A 16,948-nucleotide genomic window follows, 5' to 3' on the forward strand; every position below is an offset into this window, starting at 1 on the left:
AAGAGTTGATCTCAGCTGATCACAACATAAACGGAGTGCTCACATCCGTAGCCCAAGCGTTTCCGCTCAAGGCACGGTGAGCTTTCCGAAACGTTAGACAGCTTCATCTCTCACGGTCCAGCCTCTCAGCCGAACCCGCAAGGACTTGAACAAGCCGCCCACGTTTCTCTTTCTCGATATCAACTTGTCAAAGAGCGTGAAGCCTACACCCTAGGGGCGCAACCTTCTGCCGAAAACGCGCCGATGGCCCGGTTGCCCGGCCCATGCAGCCCCGTCCTCAGCGATCGTTCCGCGGCGGCCCCAGTGTGGCAGCGATCCGTGTCGCTGCCGGGAAGTCCGCCCGAGCGGTCCGCGGCGTCTAGAGCCGGCGAACCGTCCTGTCAACCGTCCGATCCGACACCGAAGCGCCGATCCGGTCGACCGTCCCGAGACACGAAGGACAGCGATCGCCCGATCCAGTCGCCCGGATCAGCCGTGCCGCTCAAACAGTCCCGAAACCCTCAGGAGCCCCGAACCACCAGAGAGGTGGACCGCCGCGCCCCGTCGGTGAGGGAGCGTTTACGGGAGCCATCGGGGCCCGTCAATCGAAAAATCGAAAAAGTTCCGCATCTCACCACAACCGGATCACGGCGGTGTGACGGGACGGCAGGGCCTCGCCCGCGAGGATCGGGCACGCATCGCCGCGTCCGCCTCAATCTGGACATGCTGGACCCGGACATCCCAGCCTCCCGGTGCAGGTCGCCGGGTCCAGGCGTTTCTGGTAAGCCTGACGCCGATCTTGGCCGGACCGGATCCAGACATCCGGTCCCGAGCGCCGATGCAGAGGAAGCCCGTGACGCGCGAGCGGCTGAAGATCGGTGGTACATCCGGAGTGCAGAGGCGCTCAGGCAACCTGCCGCGCGGTGTCGAACCGCCGCTCAATCTCCTCGGCGCCCATGCCCCCCAGATCGATCGGCGCGACGTCAATTTGCGCTGGCTCTGCGCCAGCGCGCTCACGGGGATCACCGGGGCGCTCCTGATCGGTGCCGCGATCCACGTCTCGCTGCAGGGCGACGTGTCGCTCGCGGCGATCTCCGACAAACCGGCGCAGATCGCCCGCCCCCAACCGGCCGAGGAGGCCGCGATCGCCCTCGCGCACAAGGGTGACCGGTTGGTGCGCAACCTGATGATCGCTTCGGCCAAGCAGAGCTTTCGTGCCCCGGTGACGGTGCGGCTCGGCGATCGCGAGATCATCAAGGTGAAGCCGTTCGTGCGGATCGCCTCGACGCTGTCGATGCAGACGGGCGTGTTCGCCGCCGACGTGCCGCGCTTCGATCCGATGAAGTTCGTCTCCGACGAGCCGCAGGAGCGCGCCCCCGATCCCGGGACGGCGGACGCGCCGGGTGCCGAGGTCAGCGTCATCAAGCGCGATCTCGGCGATGTTGCCCTCGATCCGAACGCGCCCGCCCTCTCCGACGAGGACGTGACGGCCCAGGTCGAGGAGGAGCGCCGCCTCACCGCGGAAGCCGGCCGGCGCACCGCCCTGCCTCTGGCGCCGCAGATCATGCTCTCGCGCACCTTGCGGCAGGGCTCGGCCTTCCCCGGCTTCGACGACAAGAAGAGCGGGGAGGACGGCAGCCCGTTCAAGTCGATCGAGGTCCTGGTCGTCCCCGAGAACGTCACCAAGCTCGCCAAGGTCGAGCTGCGCTCCGGCGAGGCGCCGCTGGTGGAGGAACGCGACCTCGCCCTGAAGCGCGGCGACACCGTCGAGGCGATGCTCAAGGCGACCGGCCATGCCTCGGACGCAGCCATCGCCGGCATCGTCGCGGCGCTGGGCGGCAAGGCCAAGGTGTCGGGCCTGTCGGAGGGGCAGCAGTTCCGTGTCCAGGTCGCGCCGGGGCCGAAGCCGGGAGACGGGCGGCAGGTGACGCGGGTCGTTCTCTACGGTGAGAGCGGTGTGCAGGCGATCGCCGCGATCAACGACCGCGGCGGCTTCGTCCCGGTCGCGCCCCCGGTCGACGAGACCAAGGCCCGGACTCAGCCCGCCCAGGCGGACACGCAGGACGGCGACGACGAGGAGGACGAGGGCACCGGCCCGCGGCTCTACCAGAGCCTCTACGAGACGGCCGCGCGCCACGACGTACCGCGCCCCACGGTCGAGGATATCGTCCGGGTGTTCAGCTACGATATCGATTTTCAGCGCCGCATCTCGGCCGGCGACGGGCTCGACCTGTTCTACACCTACGATGAGGATGCCGGCCCCGCCGCCGCCGACCGACCGGAACTGCTCTACGCCGCGCTGAATCTCGGCGGAGAATGGCGCAAGGTCTACCGGTTCCAGTCCCCGGACGACGGCTCGATCGATTATCTCGACGACCAGGGGCGGTCGTTGAAGAAGTTCCTGATCCGCAAGCCCATCGCCGACGGCATCATGCGATCGGGCTTCGGCTACCGGCGCCACCCGATCCTCGGCTACGCCAAGCTCCATACCGGCGTCGATTGGGCCAACCCCATCGGCACGCCGATCGTGGCGGCGGGCAACGGCACAGTGATCAAGGCGGAATGGGATTCCGGCTACGGCCGCCGTGTCGAGATCCAGCACATCAACGGCTACGTCACGACCTACAATCACATGTCCCGGTTCGCCCGCGGCGTTTCGGCGGGGGCACGGGTGCGGCAGGGCCAGGTGGTCGGCTATGTCGGCTCGACCGGACTCTCTACCGGCGCCCACCTCCACTACGAGGTGATCATCAACGGCCACTTCGTCGATCCGATGAAGATCCGTGTGCCGCGCGGGCGCGAACTCGACGGACGCCTGCTCGCCGAGTTCAAGCGTCAGCGCGACCAGATTGAGGGGACGATGCAGAAGTCGAAATCGGCCACCGCGATGGCCCAGCGCGACGCGATGCGGTAGCCGACCCTGGCTGCACGCCTTTCTGTCACTGGATGTTGTCGAAAATCTCCATGAGATGGATCGCTCTGATGGCGATCTTGTCCATGTCACATTCGCCGGAGAGCGCTCCGCCGAAAGAGCCACCTCGGTAGACGTGATACGACCAACCGCAGGCGTGTTTCCGGAAGTGCAACCAAGCCTGCTGGGCCTTCTTCAAATCCGCTCTGCCCTCGTCGTCCAAGGCGGCCGATAGCTGACGGTACTGACAATTGAGGATCGTGTCCCAGATCCCGCCTTCGCGGCCGATACAGGCGTTTCTGCCGAGTGTCGTGGCACCGTCCTGCGTGGCACGGTATGGGTCGACAACCAGACCGATGCACCGTCGTCGCTTCACGACCCCGATCTCCTTTTTCAGGCAGGACTCGATCGCGGCCAATTCCTGGGCATTAGGCTCCGACCGCATCCAATCTTCTTCTGCAGCCAGGACACCAGAAGACAATCCTGCCAAAATCAACAGCCATACAACCAATCTCAAAATCAATACCCTTTTACAAGCAGTAACGATATTTAACTTACATCGCCACGCAATAAAGTAGAGACATCAAGCGAAGTGGCGGATCTAAAATCCGAGAGTTTCGAGAACGGTATCGGCGGAGACTCCCTGGCCATGCAGATCGGCCAGCGACTGCGAACCCTTCGACTTGGCGAGCTTCTCGCCGCCCTCGTCACGGATCAGCGGATGATGGTGATAGGCCGGGCTCGGCAGGCCGAGCAGGTGCTGCAACAGCACGTGGAGGTCGGTCGCCGCCTCCAGATCCTGGCCGCGCACCACGTGGGTGATCCCCTGCAGGGCGTCGTCGCAGACCACCGCGAGATGGTAGCTCGTCGGCACGTCGCGGCGGGCGATGACCGCATCGCCCCACCGGGCCGGATCGGCCCGCACTCGCTCCTCGGAACCGTCGAGGGTGAACCGGCGGATGACGAGGGTACCGGGGATGTCCCGGCAAGCCGCCGCCATGTCGAGGCGCCACGTATGCGGCTCGCCCGCCTCGATCCGGGCCTCGGTCGCGCCGCGGGGTAACGCGCGACACGTGCCTGGATAGAGCGGCGCCCCATCGGGGTCGCATCGCCCCCCCTCCCCTCTCGCCCTCCGCTCGGCCACCTCCGCGGCGATGCGGCCCCGGGAGCAGAAGCACGGATAGATCAGACCGCGCGCGGAGAGGCGGGCCCGGGCGGCCACGTAATCCGCGAAATGCTCGGACTGACAGCGAACCGGGGTTTCGAACCGGAGCCCGAGCCAAGCGAGGTCGTCGAGAATACCCTGCACGAATTCCGGGCGGCTGCGGCCGAGATCGATATCCTCGATCCGGAGGAGAAGCCGACCATCGAGGCGCGCGGCGATGCGGGCGTTGGTGAGGGCGGAGAAGGCGTGGCCGAGATGCAGCCGTCCGTTCGGGCTCGGCGCGAATCGCAGGACCGGTCGGCTCACGGCTCTCCGGTGCCGCGCAGGCAGGCCATGGCGCCCGGCGTGCAGGCGATCCCCGGCAACGAACAGGCGAACCCGCTCTCGAGACGGCGGCAGACCTTGCAGCCATCGCCCCACTCGGCGCAGGCCGGGTCCTCGGCGGGGGCAAGGGCAGGAGGCTTCGTCCGGGCAGGCCCGAACGTACCGATCAGCACGGTCGCCGCGATGAGGCCGACGATGCCCCAGACGATGCGCTTGTCGCGGCGGGTGGTCTGCGGATCGGTGAGCGGAAGGGCGGACATGGAGTGGTCGTGACGCGGATGCGGCCGCGCTGTCAACACGGGCCCACGACCCGCTGTTGCCCTGCAACAACGGCAGAGCCCTCCCGCATTTCGTACCCGGCTTACGGGAACCTTCGGCACGCCGATTGCGATGTGCTTGCTCGGCAAACGATCAAGAAACGGCCCGGGAGGCGATGCTCACGACGTCACGGAGCCTCATCGCATGCTCTACGGCCTCTACTTCCTGACCTGCATGGTTTCCAACCCGACCCATTGCGTGATGCGGGTGCACCGCTTCAACGAGGACATCGTCACCCCGCAGCAATGCCTCGCGGTGGCCCAGCCGCAGATGGCAGCGTGGCAGAACAGCCACGGCGACCGCTGGCGGGTCGCCCGCTTCCGCTGCGGCTCGCCGCCGAGGGACGACGGAACGCGGATCTGATCCGCCTCCCGTCGCCCGAGGATCTTAAGCCGAAGGCGCCGACGTCCCCGCGAGCGCGGTCGCAACCGCGCGGGCGAAGGCGACCGGATCGCGCGGCGTGTCGCCGTCCTGAACGCGGGCGAGGTCGAGCAGAGTCCCGGCCTCGGACGTGAGATCGTCGCCGGCCTCGGCCCGGGCGTCGAGCGACCGGATCAGCGGATGGCGCGGGTTGATCTCCAAGATCGGTGCCGAACCGCCGAAGCCGCGGCCGGCCCGGCGCAGCAGGCGCTGCATCTGGAGATCCGGCCCCGAGCCGGAGGCGGCGAGCACCACGGCGCTGTCCACGAGGCGGTCGGTCGTGCGCACATCCGACACGTCGGCGCCGAGGGCCAGCTTGAGCGCGGCCACCAGCTTGTCCGCGGCCGGAATCTCGCCCGCCTCACCCTCGGGCTTGAACTTCGACAGGTCGGCCGCGCCCTGGGTGACCGAGCGCAGCGGCTTGTCGTCGAACTTGCCGAGTTGCTCCGGCCAGAACGCGTCGACGTGGTCGGACAGCAGCAGCACCTCCACGCCGCGGGCGCGAAACCCCTCGAGCTGGGCCGAGTTCTTCAGGGCCTCCACGTCGTCGGCGACGAGGTAGTAGATCGCCTCCTGTTCGGGCTTCATCCGCGACACGTAATCGGGCAGCGAGGTCCAGCCGTCTTCCGTGGACGAACGGAAGCGCAGGAGCGGCGCGATCTCGGCGCGGCGCTCGAAATCCTCATAAATGCCTTCCTTGAGGATCGGACCGAAATTCTCGAAGAATTTCTGGTACTCCTCCGCCTTCTCGGTGTTCTTGGAACGACTCGTCAGTTCGTTGATGACGCGGGTGGTGACAGCACGGCGGATCTTCTGCAGCGTCGGCGTCGATTGCAGCATCTCCCGCGAGACGTTGAGCGGGAGGTCATCGGTATCGACCACGCCCTGGACGAAGCGCAGCCAGTTCGGCAGCAGCTCGGCCTCGTCGGTGATGAACATGCGCCGCACGTGCAGCCGCACCTTGGAGCGGCGGTCGTCCTCCATTGCCATGAACGGCTTCATGCTCGGCACGAACAGGAGGCCGGTGAATTCGAGCGCGCCCTCCGCCCGCCAATGCAGGGTCGCCCACGGCTCGTCGAAGCCGTGGCTGACGGTGCGGTAGAACTCCTTGTACTGCTCGTCCGTGATCTCGGATTTGGGCTTGCGCCAGAGCGCGGTGCCGCGATTGGCGGTCTCTTCCTTGCCCTCCTCGTCGCGGATCGCGATCGGAACGGCGATGTTGTCTGCCCATTTACGGACCACGTGATCGAGCCGGTAGCTCTCCAGGTACTCGTCGGCGTCGTCCTTGAGATGGAGGACGATGTCGGTGCCGGCTTGCTCGCGGCTTGCGGGTTCGAGGGTGTAGCTGCCCTTGCCGTCGGAGGCCCAGGTCCAGGCTTCTTCGGTGCCGGCGCGGCGGGAGGTGACGGTGACGCGGTCGGCAACCATGAAGGCGGAGTAGAAGCCGACGCCGAACTGGCCGATCAGGCTCGGTCGAAGGTCCTCGCCCTCGGTCGCCTTCTCTTCACCTGCCTTGGCTTCGCCCAGGGCCTGCGAGAAGGCGCGGGTGCCGGAGCGGGCGATGGTGCCTAGATTTTGAGCAAGATCGTCCTTCGCCATGCCGATGCCGGCATCGGAAATGGTGAGGGTGCGCGCCGCCTTGTCGGGGGCGATCAGCACCTTGGCATCGGCGGGCAGAGCCAACGCTTCGTTGGTCAAAGCCTCGAACCGCCGCCGGTCCGTCGCGTCGGCGGCGTTCGCCACCAATTCGCGCAGGAAGATCTCGCGGTCGGAATAGAGCGCGTGGACCACAAGGTCCAACAGCCGCCCGACTTCGGCACCGAATTCGTGCCGCTCCACCGTCTCACTCACGCCAATGCCTCCCCTGTTTGGACATGTCCCCGCGAAGCACCCGGTCCGAGAGCCCGGCACCCCGCCGCCCTCTCGAGGCACGGCGGGTCCGGTGAGCGCTTCGCGTGGGACACTCGAAAAAGCGGGGGCGATATGCCCATGACGGCGCGGCAATTCAATCGCCGCGGCGAGGAGGAAGACGGAAAGTTGCGGGGGACGCGCTGTCGTCAGGCGGCGAGCGCCGAAGCCGGGGCCGCCTCGATGCGCTGATGGACCGTATCGAACGCCGCGCGGATGACCGTCACCGCATCCTCGACCGCAATCAGGGTCGCCAGCCGAACATCGCCCGGCATCTCGCCGACCCGGCGGGTGGCGCCGACAACGGCGTGTTCCAGCTTGATCAAGTCTTCTTCGGCCATGGCGCCGGAGAGATCCGCAACACGTTGCAGCGCCGCTTCGAGCGCATGGCGCAACACAAGTGTTCTCACGCGCTCCTGAAGAAGCGCCCGCTCATTCTGCTTCATATTACTGGATGTCCGCCGATTCGCCGCGTTGCATCATGTCATTTGCTCCACGGCTCCACAGTCCCTTTTCCGCCACATCCGGAAAAAGCTGTGCCTCTGGCGGAACCTTCTCCCGCACCGTTCGGGCGAGCGGTTCGGGATCGCGGGGCATTCGGCCACCTAATGCGTGGCGTGCGCGCGGCACGGATGCCGCCGCCCCAGTTGCCGTCGGCGCCGGCGCATGGTCCTGATCCTGCCTAGGGCGCCCCGACCACCCGCAGGAAACCGAGTTCCGTTCATGCCAGAAACCCCCGTCTTCGCCCACGCGGCCGTCGCCGCACCCCACGCGCTCGCGGCCAAGGCCGGCCAGAGCGTGCTGGCCCAAGGCGGCAACGCCATCGAGGCGATGGTCGCCATGGCGGCCGCCATCGCGGTGGTCTACCCGCACATGAACGGCACCGGCGGGGACGGGTTCTGGCTCATCCGTGAGAAGGGCGGGCGCGTCCGCGGCATCGAGGCCTGCGGGCCGGCGGGGGCGCTGGCCACGCGGGCGCGCTACCGGGAGAAGGAAGTCGACGCGATCCCCTCCCGCGGGCCCGATGCAGCGGTGACGGTGGCGGGCACGGTCGGCGGGTGGGACTTGGCCCTGGCCATGGCCCGCGCCTTCGGCGGGCGGTTGCCCCTCGACGCCATCCTGGGCGACGCGATCCGCCACGCCCGCGAGGGCTGCCCGGTCTCGGCCTCGGAGGCGCGCTACGTGCCGAAGGAGCTCGACACGCTCCACGATGCGCCAAATTTTGCCGCCACCTACTTGAACGACGGCAAACCCTACGCCGCGGGCGCGATACGGCGGCAGCCCAAGCTCGCCGACACGCTGGAGCAGCTGGCCCATGCCGGGCTCGCCGATTTCTACCGTGGCGACATCGCCCGCGAGATCGCCGCGGACCTGGAACGCCTCGGCGCGCCGGTCACCCGGGCCGATCTTCAGGCCTACCAGGCACGGGAACGGACGCCGCTCTCCCTGCGCCGCCGCGACGCGACGCTCTACAACTTCCCGCCGCCCACCCAGGGCATCGCCGCCCTGATCATCCTCGGAATCTTCGAACGGCTGAACGTGCGGCAGGCGGAGAGCACGGCGCATTACCACGGGCTGATCGAGGCGACGAAGCGGGCCTTCGCGATCCGCGACCGGTACGTCACCGACTTCGATCGCCTGGCGGGCGATCCGTCCACCTTCCTCGACCCGCACCGTCTCGACCGGGAAGCGGCCCTGATCGACATGAAGCGCGCGGCGAGCATTCCCGTGCGCTCCGGCGAGGGCGACACGGTGTGGATGGGGGCGATCGACGGCGACGGCCTCGCCGTGTCCTTCATCCAATCGGTCTATTGGGAATACGGTTCGGGCTGCGTGCTGCCCTCGACCGGCATCTGCTGGCAGAACCGGGGGATGTCGTTCTCTCTGGACGCGAACGCCGTCAATCCGCTGGAGCCGGGCCGCCGCCCGTTCCACACCCTGATCCCGGCCCTGGCCGCCTTCGACGACGGCCGGGTGATGTCCTACGGCTCCATGGGCGGAGACGGGCAGCCGCAATTCCAGGCGCAGATCTTCTCCCGCTACGCCGATTACGGAATGTCCGTGGCCGATGCGGTCGATGCCCCGCGCCTGCTCTACGGCCGGACCTGGGGGGCAGAATCGCTCTCGGTGAAGGTCGAGGATCGGTTCGATCCCGCCTGCATCGCCGCGCTCCGGAACATGGGCCACGACATCGAGGAGCTCGGCGGCGCGTATATCGACTCGCTCGGCCATGCCGGCATGCTGGTGCGCCATCCCCGGGACGGCCGCATCGAGGCGACCCACGATCCGCGCTCCGACGGGGGCGCCGAGGGTCTGTGACGACAGCGGAATCCGAAGGACCACCCCCTTCGGTGGAACCAGGGCGGAACCCTGGACGACGGCAGGACGGACGACATGGTGACCGGCAACCAGGCACAGATCGATTACTGGAACGGTGAGGTCGGACAGCGCTGGGCGGACAACCACTCGGCGCTGGATACCGCCTTCACCCCCTTCACCCAGGCCCTGTTCGCGGCCGCCGGTCTCGCGCCCGGCGAGCGCGTGCTCGATATCGGCTGCGGCGCGGGCGAGACGTCACTCCTGGCCGCGCGACAGGTCGGGCGCGAGGGTCGCGTGACGGCGGCCGACGTGTCCGGGCCGCTCTTGGAGGCCGCACGGGCGCGGGAGGCGGCGGAGCCGACCGGCGGTGCCTCGATCGAATGGTTGCAGGCGGACGTTCAGAGCCACCCCTTCGAAGAACGGTTCGATCGTGCTCTGTCACGCTTCGGCGTGATGTTCTTCGACGATTCCGCGGCCGCCTTCGCCAATATTCGAGCCAGCCTCGTGGAGGGTGGGCGCCTGCACTTCCTCTGCTGGCGGGCGATGGCCGAGAACGCCTGGGTCGCCCTGCCCCGCGCGGCGGTGATGCCCCTCGTTCCCGAGTCGGAGCCCCCGGCGCCGGACGCGCCCGGCCCGTTCCGCTTCGCCCTGCGGGAGACCGTCCAGGCAATCCTGGCGGAAGCGGGCTTCCGCGACATCGCCATCACGCCGGTCGATCACCCGATGACGATGGGGCCGACGCCGGAGGCCGCTGCGGAATACGCCGTCCGTCGCAGTCCCGTCGCCCGCCTGCTCCAGGGTTGCAACCAGACCGTGCAGGACGCGGCCCTGCGCACCCTCGCCGATCTGTTCGTGCGCCTCTCCGGGAACGGACCGGTCGAACTCGGCGCCGCCTGCTGGCTCGTCTCGGCGCGGGCCTGATCGCCCGATCCGGCGCTTTCGGCCAACCCCTGAGCGGCGCGCCGCCGACCATCCGCCTCCATCGACAGATTGGCACATCCCTTGCGGACGTGCCGGCGCCGTCAAGGAGTGAATGATGGATACGATTTCCAACCGGACCCGCTGGATCCAGCTCGCTTTGGGCTTGATCGTGATGATGACGATCTCCAGCCCGCAATATGTCTGGACCCTGTTCGTCAAACCGTTCCAGGCGACCACCGGGGCGAGCCTGCCCGCGGTGCAGGTCGCCTTCACCATGCTCATCGTCCTCCAGACGTTCTTCTCGCCGGTCCAAGGCTGGCTGATCGAGCGCTTCAGCGCGAAAGTGATGATCGCGCTCGGTGCGGCGCTCTCCGGTCTCGGCTGGGTCGCGGCCTCGAAGGTCGACAGCCTGTGGGGCCTCTACGCCACCTACGGCCTGCTCTGCGGGCTCGGCACCGGCATCGTCTATGTCGGCGTCGTCGGCCTCGTGGTGCGCTGGTTCCCCGAGCGGCGCGGCTTCGCCGCCGGCATCGTCGCGGCGGGCTACGGCATGGGCGCCATCGCCACGACCTTCCCGATCACCGATATGATCGCCGCCTCCGGCTACCGCCACACGCTCCTCGTGTTCGGCGCCATCATGGCCGTCATCGGTGTCGTGGCCGCGCTCGGCCTGCGCAATCCCAAGCCCAGCGAGATTCCGGCCATCCCCGCCGACAAGGTCGCGAGCGCCGCCCGCGACGTGGCCCCCTCGGTCATGCTGAAGACCCCGCTCTTCTGGCTGATGTTCGCCATGATGGCGATGATGTCGACCGGCGGTCTGATGGTGGTGGCGAACTTCGCCTCCTTCGCCAAGGAATTCGGCGTGGCCGACGCGATCGTGTTCGGCTTCGCCGCCCTGCCCTTCGCCCTGACCTTCGACCGCATCACCAACGGCCTGACCCGTCCGTTCTTCGGTTGGGTGTCGGACCATGTGGGCCGCGAGAACACCATGGCGGTCGCCTTCGCCCTCGAAGCGGTGGCGATCTGCATGCTGCTGATGTTCCGCGAGAACGCCTACGCCTTCGCCCTGCTCTCGGGGCTGGTGTTCTTCGCCTGGGGCGAGATCTTCTCGCTGTTCCCCTCCACCCTCACCGACACGTTCGGAACCAAGCACGCCACGACGAATTACGGCTTCCTCTACATGGCCCAGGGCGTGGGCTCGCTGCTCGGCGGCCCGGTCGCGGCGCTGATCCACGACAGTGTGGGCAGCTGGGTGCCGGTCTTCGGCATCGCCATCGGCCTCGATCTCGTCGTGGCGGCCCTGGCGTGGTTCGTCCTCAAGCCTGCCCGTCGCGCCTATCTCGGCGTCGAGGGTCCGGCCGTTCCGGCGGTCGCCGCCCCGCTCGCCGCCCGGCCGGCGGTCTGACACGAGCGCGGGCCGGCTCCGGTACGGAGTCGGCCCGCCGCCTCGGTTCGTCATAAGTCGATTTGACGAGCCGGATCGGTTGCAGGCAGGGAGAGCGACCTTGTCCCACCTCCCCCTCTCCTGAGAAGGACGGCGGGAGGCCCTCAGGCGAACAGACTCCCGCGATGCCCATCCCCGTGCGGCGGCACCGGCCATGACGGCACCGCTCGCCCCCGAGCCCGGCCGCACCCCTTGGCTCACCATCGTCGGGATGGGTGAAGATGGCCGCGCCGGGCTTTCGCCCGCCGCCGCCGCCGCCCTCGACGGGGCGGACATCGTCTATGGCGGCCGGCGCCATCTCGCCCTCGCCGCTCCGCTCTCCGGCGAGGGTCGGCCCTGGCCAAGCCCGATCAGCGACGCCTATCCGGACATCCTGGCGCGGCGCGGGCGGCCCACCTGCCTGCTCGCGACCGGGGATCCGTTCCATTTCGGCATCGGTGCCGAGATCGCCCGGCTGGTCCCGGCCGGCGAGATCCGCGCTTTTCCGCAGCCCTCGGCCTTCAGCCTCGCCGCCGCCCGGCTCGGCTGGTCGCTGCCCGAGACGGCCTGCGTGACCTTGCACGGCCGCGACCTCCTGGGAATCGTCCCCCATCTCCAGCCGGGCGCGCGCATCCTGGCCCTGTCCTGGGACGGATCGACGCCGGGCGCGGTCGCTGGATTGCTGGCCGAGCGCGGAATGGGCGGGTCCCGGCTGACGGTCCTGGAGGCGATGGGCGGCCCCCGCGAGCGCCTGCGCGGCGACGTCGCGGAAAGCTTTGCCCTGACCGAGATCGACCCGCTCAACACCCTGGCCATCGAGGTGGTCGCCCAACCCGATGCCCGGATCGTGCCCGTGAGTCCCGGCCTCGACGACGCGTGGTTCGAGAATGACGGGCAATTGACCAAGGCCGAGATCCGCGCCGTCACGCTCGCGGCGCTACGACCGCGGGCGGGAGAGATTCTCTGGGACCTCGGCGCCGGGGCGGGCTCGGTCTCGATCGAGTGGTGCCTGCGCCACCCGGCCAACCGGGCCGTCGCGGTCGAGCGACGCGAGGATCGGGCCGACCGGATCGCGCGCAATGCCAGGGCTCTGGGCGTCGCGACCCGGATCGTCGTGATGCGCGGCGCCAGCGGAGCGACGCTCACCGAGCTGCCGCCGCCGCAGGCCGTGTTCGTCGGTGGCGGCGTGGCGGAACCGGGCCTGCTCGCCGCCTGCCGCGCCCGGCTGCCCGCGGCAGGCCGCCTCGTCGCCAACGCGGTGACGCTCGAGGGCGAAGCTGCCCTGCTCGCCGCCCACGCAGAGACCGGCGGGCGCCTGCGCCGATTGTCGATCGCCCATGCCGCGCCGGTCGGCGGCCTCACCGGCTGGCGGCCGGCGATGCCGGTCACGCAATGGGTCTGGACCAAGCCGTGAGCGGCGTGGTCGCCGGCATCGGCTTTCGCGCCGCCACCACGCCGGACGAGATCGCCACCCTGCTGCGCCGCGCCCTCGCCGAGGCCGGGCTCGCCCCGGACGATCTCGCCGCCATCGCCACCGCCGCCGACCGGGCGGGCGAGCCGAACCTGCGGGCGGCGGCGGCCGTTTTTCATCTGATCCCGGTCGGTCTCGACGCCGCAGCCCTCGCCGCAGCCGATCCGGCGGGCGTGACCCGCTCGGACCGGATCGTGGCGAGCCGGGGCATCGGCTCGGTCGCCGAGGCGGCGGCCTTGGCCGGCGCCGGACCGAGGGCGCGCCTCCTCCTGGCCCGCATTGCCAGCGCGGGCGCGACCTGCGCGCTGGCCCGGCGCTCCGAATGAACGGGGCATCCGTGCCGCCCTCCCCAACGCCCGGTCGGATGCTGTAAGCGGGCCGTCATGACCGTTCATTTCATCGGCGCCGGCCCGGGTGCCGCCGACCTCATCACCGTGCGCGGACGCGATCTCGTCGCCGCCTGTCCGGTCTGCCTCTACGCCGGTTCGCTGGTCGCCCCCGAGATCCTGTCCTGGTGTCCTGAGGGGGCCCGCATCGTCGACACCGCCCCCCTCGATCTTGATGCGATCATGGCGGAGATCACAGCGGCCCATGCGAGCGGCCGGGACGTGGCGCGGCTGCATTCGGGCGATCTGTCGATCTGGAGCGCGCTCGCCGAGCAGACCCGGCGGCTCGATGCCCTCGGCATCCCCTATACGGTGACCCCCGGCGTCCCCTCCTTCGCCGCGGCGGCGGCGGTTCTGCGGCGCGAACTCACCGTGCCGGGGCTGGCGCAATCCGTCGTGCTGACCCGCACGTCCGGCCGGGCGAGCCCGATGCCCGAGCGCGAGACGTTGGCGGCCTTCGCGGCGACCGGTGCGACGCTGGCGCTGCATCTGTCGATCCACGTCGTCGATGCGGTCGCGGCGGAACTCGCTTCCTTCTACGGGGCGGATTGCCCCGCCGCGATCGTGTTCCGCGCCACCTGGCCCGACGAGCGGGTCCTGACGGGTCCATTGGCCTCTCTGCCCGAGCAGGTGCGGGCCGAGCGGATCGAGCGCACCGCCCTGATCCTGGTCGGTCCGGCGCTCGATCCGTCGGATTTCCGCGAGAGCGCCCTCTACGCCCCAGACTACGATCGCCGCTTCCGGCCCCGCGGTGCGGTGGGCGCCCCGGGAGACGCGCTATGACCGCCCCCGGCCTCCTGATCGCCGCACCGCGCTCGGGTTCGGGCAAGACCACGGTGACGCTCGCACTGATGCGGGCGCTCCGCCGCCGGGGCGTGGCCGTGCGGGGCGCCAAATGCGGGCCGGATTACATCGATCCGGCATTTCACGAGGCGGCGACCGGCCATCCGAGCCTGAATCTCGACAGTTTCGCGATGCCGGACGGCCTGCTCGATGCCTGCGCCGGGCTCAGCGCCCGGGATGCCGCCCTGGTGATCGCCGAAGGCTCGATGGGCCTGCATGACGGGATCGTCGCGGGCGAAGGCCGCACGGGGGCCAATGCCGACATCGCCGCACGCTACGGCTGGCCGGTGCTGCTGGTGCTCGACGTGTCGGGCGCCGCGCAATCGGCCGCGGCGGTGGCGCTCGGCTGCGCCGCCTACGATCCCCGCATCCGTGTCGCTGGCGTGGTTCTGAACAAGGTGGCGAGCCCACGCCATCGCCGCCTCGTCGAGGCGGGTCTCAGCCGGATCGGCATGCGGGTGCTCGGCGCCTTCCCCCGCGAGGCCGGTCTCGTCCTGCCCGAGCGTCACCTGGGCCTCGTCCAGGCCGGCGAGACCGCCGATCTGGAGGCACGCCTGGACCGCCTCGGGGATCTGGCGGAAGCCTCCCTCGACCTCGACGCCATCGTCGCCGCCGCCGGTGGGCAGGCGCAGCCGGGCCGAGGCGCCCTCCCCCGCCCCCCGGCCCAACGGGTCGCGGTGGCGCGGGATGCGGCGTTCTCGTTCCTCTACCCGCACATGCTCGCGGGTTGGCGCGCGGCTGGGGCCGAGATCGTGCCGTTCTCGCCCCTCGCCGATGAGGCGCCCGACCCCTCTTGCGACGCCTGCTGGCTCCCCGGCGGCTATCCCGAATTGCATGCCGGGCGTCTCGCGGCGGCGAACACCTTCCGCGATGGGCTGAACCGGTTCGCGCACACGCGGCCCGTGCACGGGGAGTGCGGCGGCTACATGGTGCTCGGGGAGAGCTTGGAGGATGCCGACGGCGTCACCCATCCGATGACGGGCCTGCTCCCGGTGGCGACGTCCTACGGGAAGCGGCGGCTCCATCTGGGCTACCGGGTGGCCCGGCTCGTCGAGACCGGCCTGCTGGGTGCGGCGGGCACGCGCCTCGTCGGGCACGAGTTCCACTATGCCAGCGAGCTGACCCCGGCGCCCGATGCCGACAATGCCCTGGCGCGGGTGACGGATGCGGAGGGCACGCCCCTGGGCTTTGCAGGCCACCGCCGGGGCCTCGTGACCGGAAGCTTCTTCCACCTCATCGCCGAGACGGATGAAGCCTAGAGCCGTCCGTCGCGAGCGAATTCGGGCGAACGAAGAAAAGGCCGGGGAGCGTCCCCGGCCTTTGGGCCCATCCGCACGAGAAACCCTGTCTCTGGACCGACCGCCTCAGGCGTCGAGGGCCGCGTCCTTCTTCCGATCGAGGCGCGCCGCGCTGCGAACGATCGCCAAGACCTCGCGGCGAAGCTGATCGTCCTCGATCGAGGCGAACGCCCGCAGCAGGTCCACCGCGCCGTGGGCGCGCAGGAAGCCGAACACCTCGGCCTGTTCCTGGGAGGCGGGGCCGTCGTTCTCGTCGAAGAACGCCGAGACCGGCACTTCGAGGAGACGGGCGATCTCGCGCAGACGCCCGGCGCCGACGCGGTTCTGGCCTTTCTCATACTTCTGAACCTGCTGGAAGGTCACGCCGACGGCGGTTCCCAGTGCGGTCTGGCTCAGGCCCCGTGCTTTCCGCAGCGCGGTGATCCGGAGTCCGACGAGACGGTCAACATCGGTTGTCTGTTTCGGCATCATCTTACGGTACGGTCCACTGACGATATCGCGCCCGGTCCAAGGACCTCGGATCGGCCGCGTTCGCATCCCTGCAGCGAATCCGTACGTCTTGCCCTGGTTCTGATTGCCTGAAACAACCCAGGCTTGGACATCGGCAGACAGTTGTATCGCTGTGGGGTAGCTTCTCTCCAGCTTCACCATGAGATGCATGTTGAATGCAAGAGCCTCTTTGCTGTCAGACGGGAGTTTTCAGCAATCGCGTCCTCTGCGTTCACGAAATGTACCTATAGTGAAATCATGCGACGTTGCATGATTTCGCGTGTATCGAGCTTGTTGCGCAGGGCGCGGCGATGCATCGCCACCCCTCAGACCGGACATGGGCTTCTGCCCCCAGGCTAAACTACGTATTGTGGGATTAACGTCGGCGAGGCGGCTTCGCCGACCTGGCACGACAACGGATCGGGAGCTGATCAGGCATGTTCATCGCGATGAACCGCTTCAAGGTGGTCAAGGATTCGGCGCAGGATTTCGAGCAGGTCTGGCTGGGGCGCGACAGCCATCTCGGTGAGATGGACGGCTTTGTCGAATTCCACCTTCTGAAAGGGCCGGAGGCCGAGGATCACATCCTCTACGCGTCCCACACGATCTGGCGCTCGCGGGCCGATTTCGAGGCCTGGACCCGCTCGGAACAGTTCCGCAAGGCCCATGGTCGCGTGCCGGGCACCAAGCCGCTCTATCTCGGCCATCCCCAGTTCGAAGGCTTCGAGACGATCCAGACGGTCGCGCGGCCGGAGGCGGATCAGGCGGCCTGA

General features: G+C 68.9%; 16 protein-coding genes. 10 read left to right on the top strand and 6 right to left on the bottom strand.

The annotated features are described in order from the left end of the window. The first annotated feature begins 832 nt into the window (after positions 1 to 832). Positions 833 to 2,893, top strand: coding sequence for a M23 family metallopeptidase (locus tag MFF26_RS19505; protein ID WP_238308453.1), 2,061 nt, complete (start codon positions 833 to 835; stop codon positions 2,891 to 2,893). Between the two features lie 25 nt (positions 2,894 to 2,918). Here the strand turns inward: MFF26_RS19505 and MFF26_RS19510 are convergent, their stop codons facing one another. The 3 genes from MFF26_RS19510 to MFF26_RS19520 form a co-directional block, all read right to left on the bottom strand. After that, entirely contained in the window at positions 2,919 to 3,401 is a 483-nt protein-coding gene (locus tag MFF26_RS19510; protein WP_137828706.1) for a lysozyme inhibitor LprI family protein, read from the bottom strand. A gap of 90 nt (positions 3,402 to 3,491) precedes the next feature. Next, positions 3,492 to 4,361: a tRNA glutamyl-Q(34) synthetase GluQRS gene (gene gluQRS, locus MFF26_RS19515; protein ID WP_137828707.1), complete on the bottom strand. Its 870-nt coding sequence runs from the start codon at positions 4,359 to 4,361 to the stop codon at positions 3,492 to 3,494. After that, a complete protein-coding gene (locus tag MFF26_RS19520) occupies positions 4,358 to 4,639 on the bottom strand; it encodes a hypothetical protein (protein WP_137828708.1) in 282 nt (93 codons plus the stop codon). Before MFF26_RS19520 ends, gluQRS begins: the two co-directional genes overlap by 4 nt. Positions 4,640 to 4,841: 202 nt before the next feature. Between MFF26_RS19520 and MFF26_RS19525 the strand changes: the two genes are divergently transcribed. Beyond that, complete coding sequence (locus tag MFF26_RS19525) at positions 4,842 to 5,060, top strand: hypothetical protein (protein ID WP_137828709.1); 219 nt, start codon at positions 4,842 to 4,844, stop codon at positions 5,058 to 5,060. A gap of 24 nt (positions 5,061 to 5,084) precedes the next feature. Here the strand turns inward: MFF26_RS19525 and htpG are convergent, their stop codons facing one another. Next, complete coding sequence (htpG, locus tag MFF26_RS19530) at positions 5,085 to 6,968, bottom strand: molecular chaperone HtpG (protein ID WP_238308431.1); 1,884 nt, start codon at positions 6,966 to 6,968, stop codon at positions 5,085 to 5,087. Between the two features lie 206 nt (positions 6,969 to 7,174). Continuing rightward, the gene (locus tag MFF26_RS19535; RefSeq protein ID WP_137828711.1) at positions 7,175 to 7,471 is read right to left on the bottom strand and encodes a hypothetical protein; all 297 of its coding nucleotides are present in this window, start codon (positions 7,469 to 7,471) and stop codon (positions 7,175 to 7,177) included. A 277-nt stretch (positions 7,472 to 7,748) separates the two neighbouring features. On the opposite strand from MFF26_RS19535, the gene MFF26_RS19540 reads away from it, so the two are divergent. The 7 genes from MFF26_RS19540 (at position 7,749) to MFF26_RS19570 (ending at position 15,647) form a co-directional block, all read left to right on the top strand. Further along, complete coding sequence (locus tag MFF26_RS19540) at positions 7,749 to 9,344, top strand: gamma-glutamyltransferase family protein (RefSeq protein WP_238308432.1); 1,596 nt, start codon at positions 7,749 to 7,751, stop codon at positions 9,342 to 9,344. Positions 9,345 to 9,419: 75 nt separating this feature from the next. Next, positions 9,420 to 10,265, top strand: a complete 846-nt coding sequence (locus MFF26_RS19545) for a class I SAM-dependent methyltransferase (RefSeq protein WP_137828713.1) — start codon at positions 9,420 to 9,422, stop codon at positions 10,263 to 10,265. Positions 10,266 to 10,380: 115 nt separating this feature from the next. Beyond that, positions 10,381 to 11,670, top strand: a complete 1,290-nt coding sequence (oxlT, locus tag MFF26_RS19550) for an oxalate/formate MFS antiporter (protein ID WP_137828714.1) — start codon at positions 10,381 to 10,383, stop codon at positions 11,668 to 11,670. Positions 11,671 to 11,863: 193 nt separating this feature from the next. Further along, complete coding sequence (gene cbiE / locus MFF26_RS19555) at positions 11,864 to 13,102, top strand: precorrin-6y C5,15-methyltransferase (decarboxylating) subunit CbiE (protein WP_137828715.1); 1,239 nt, start codon at positions 11,864 to 11,866, stop codon at positions 13,100 to 13,102. Then, positions 13,081 to 13,485 (top strand): cobalamin biosynthesis protein, encoded by a 405-nt coding sequence (locus MFF26_RS19560; RefSeq protein WP_137828716.1) that lies wholly within the window; start codon positions 13,081 to 13,083, stop codon positions 13,483 to 13,485. The genes cbiE and MFF26_RS19560 overlap by 22 nt, the downstream gene beginning before the upstream one ends. A 57-nt stretch (positions 13,486 to 13,542) precedes the next feature. After that, entirely contained in the window at positions 13,543 to 14,328 is a 786-nt protein-coding gene (cobM, locus tag MFF26_RS19565) for a precorrin-4 C(11)-methyltransferase (protein ID WP_137828717.1), read from the top strand. Beyond that, positions 14,325 to 15,647, top strand: coding sequence for a cobyrinic acid a,c-diamide synthase CobB (locus MFF26_RS19570; RefSeq protein ID WP_137828718.1), 1,323 nt, complete (start codon positions 14,325 to 14,327; stop codon positions 15,645 to 15,647). The genes cobM and MFF26_RS19570 overlap by 4 nt, the downstream gene beginning before the upstream one ends. A 105-nt stretch (positions 15,648 to 15,752) precedes the next feature. On the opposite strand, the gene MFF26_RS19575 is transcribed toward MFF26_RS19570, so the two are convergent. Further along, entirely contained in the window at positions 15,753 to 16,157 is a 405-nt protein-coding gene (locus MFF26_RS19575) for a helix-turn-helix domain-containing protein (RefSeq protein WP_137828805.1), read from the bottom strand. 455 nt (positions 16,158 to 16,612) lie between these two features. On the opposite strand from MFF26_RS19575, the gene hmuQ reads away from it, so the two are divergent. Continuing rightward, a complete protein-coding gene (gene hmuQ, locus MFF26_RS19580) occupies positions 16,613 to 16,948 on the top strand; it encodes a heme-degrading protein HmuQ (protein WP_137828719.1) in 336 nt (111 codons plus the stop codon).

It is taken from the genome of Methylorubrum suomiense (assembly GCF_022179765.1).
Lineage (GTDB): Bacteria > Pseudomonadota > Alphaproteobacteria > Rhizobiales > Beijerinckiaceae > Methylobacterium > Methylobacterium suomiense.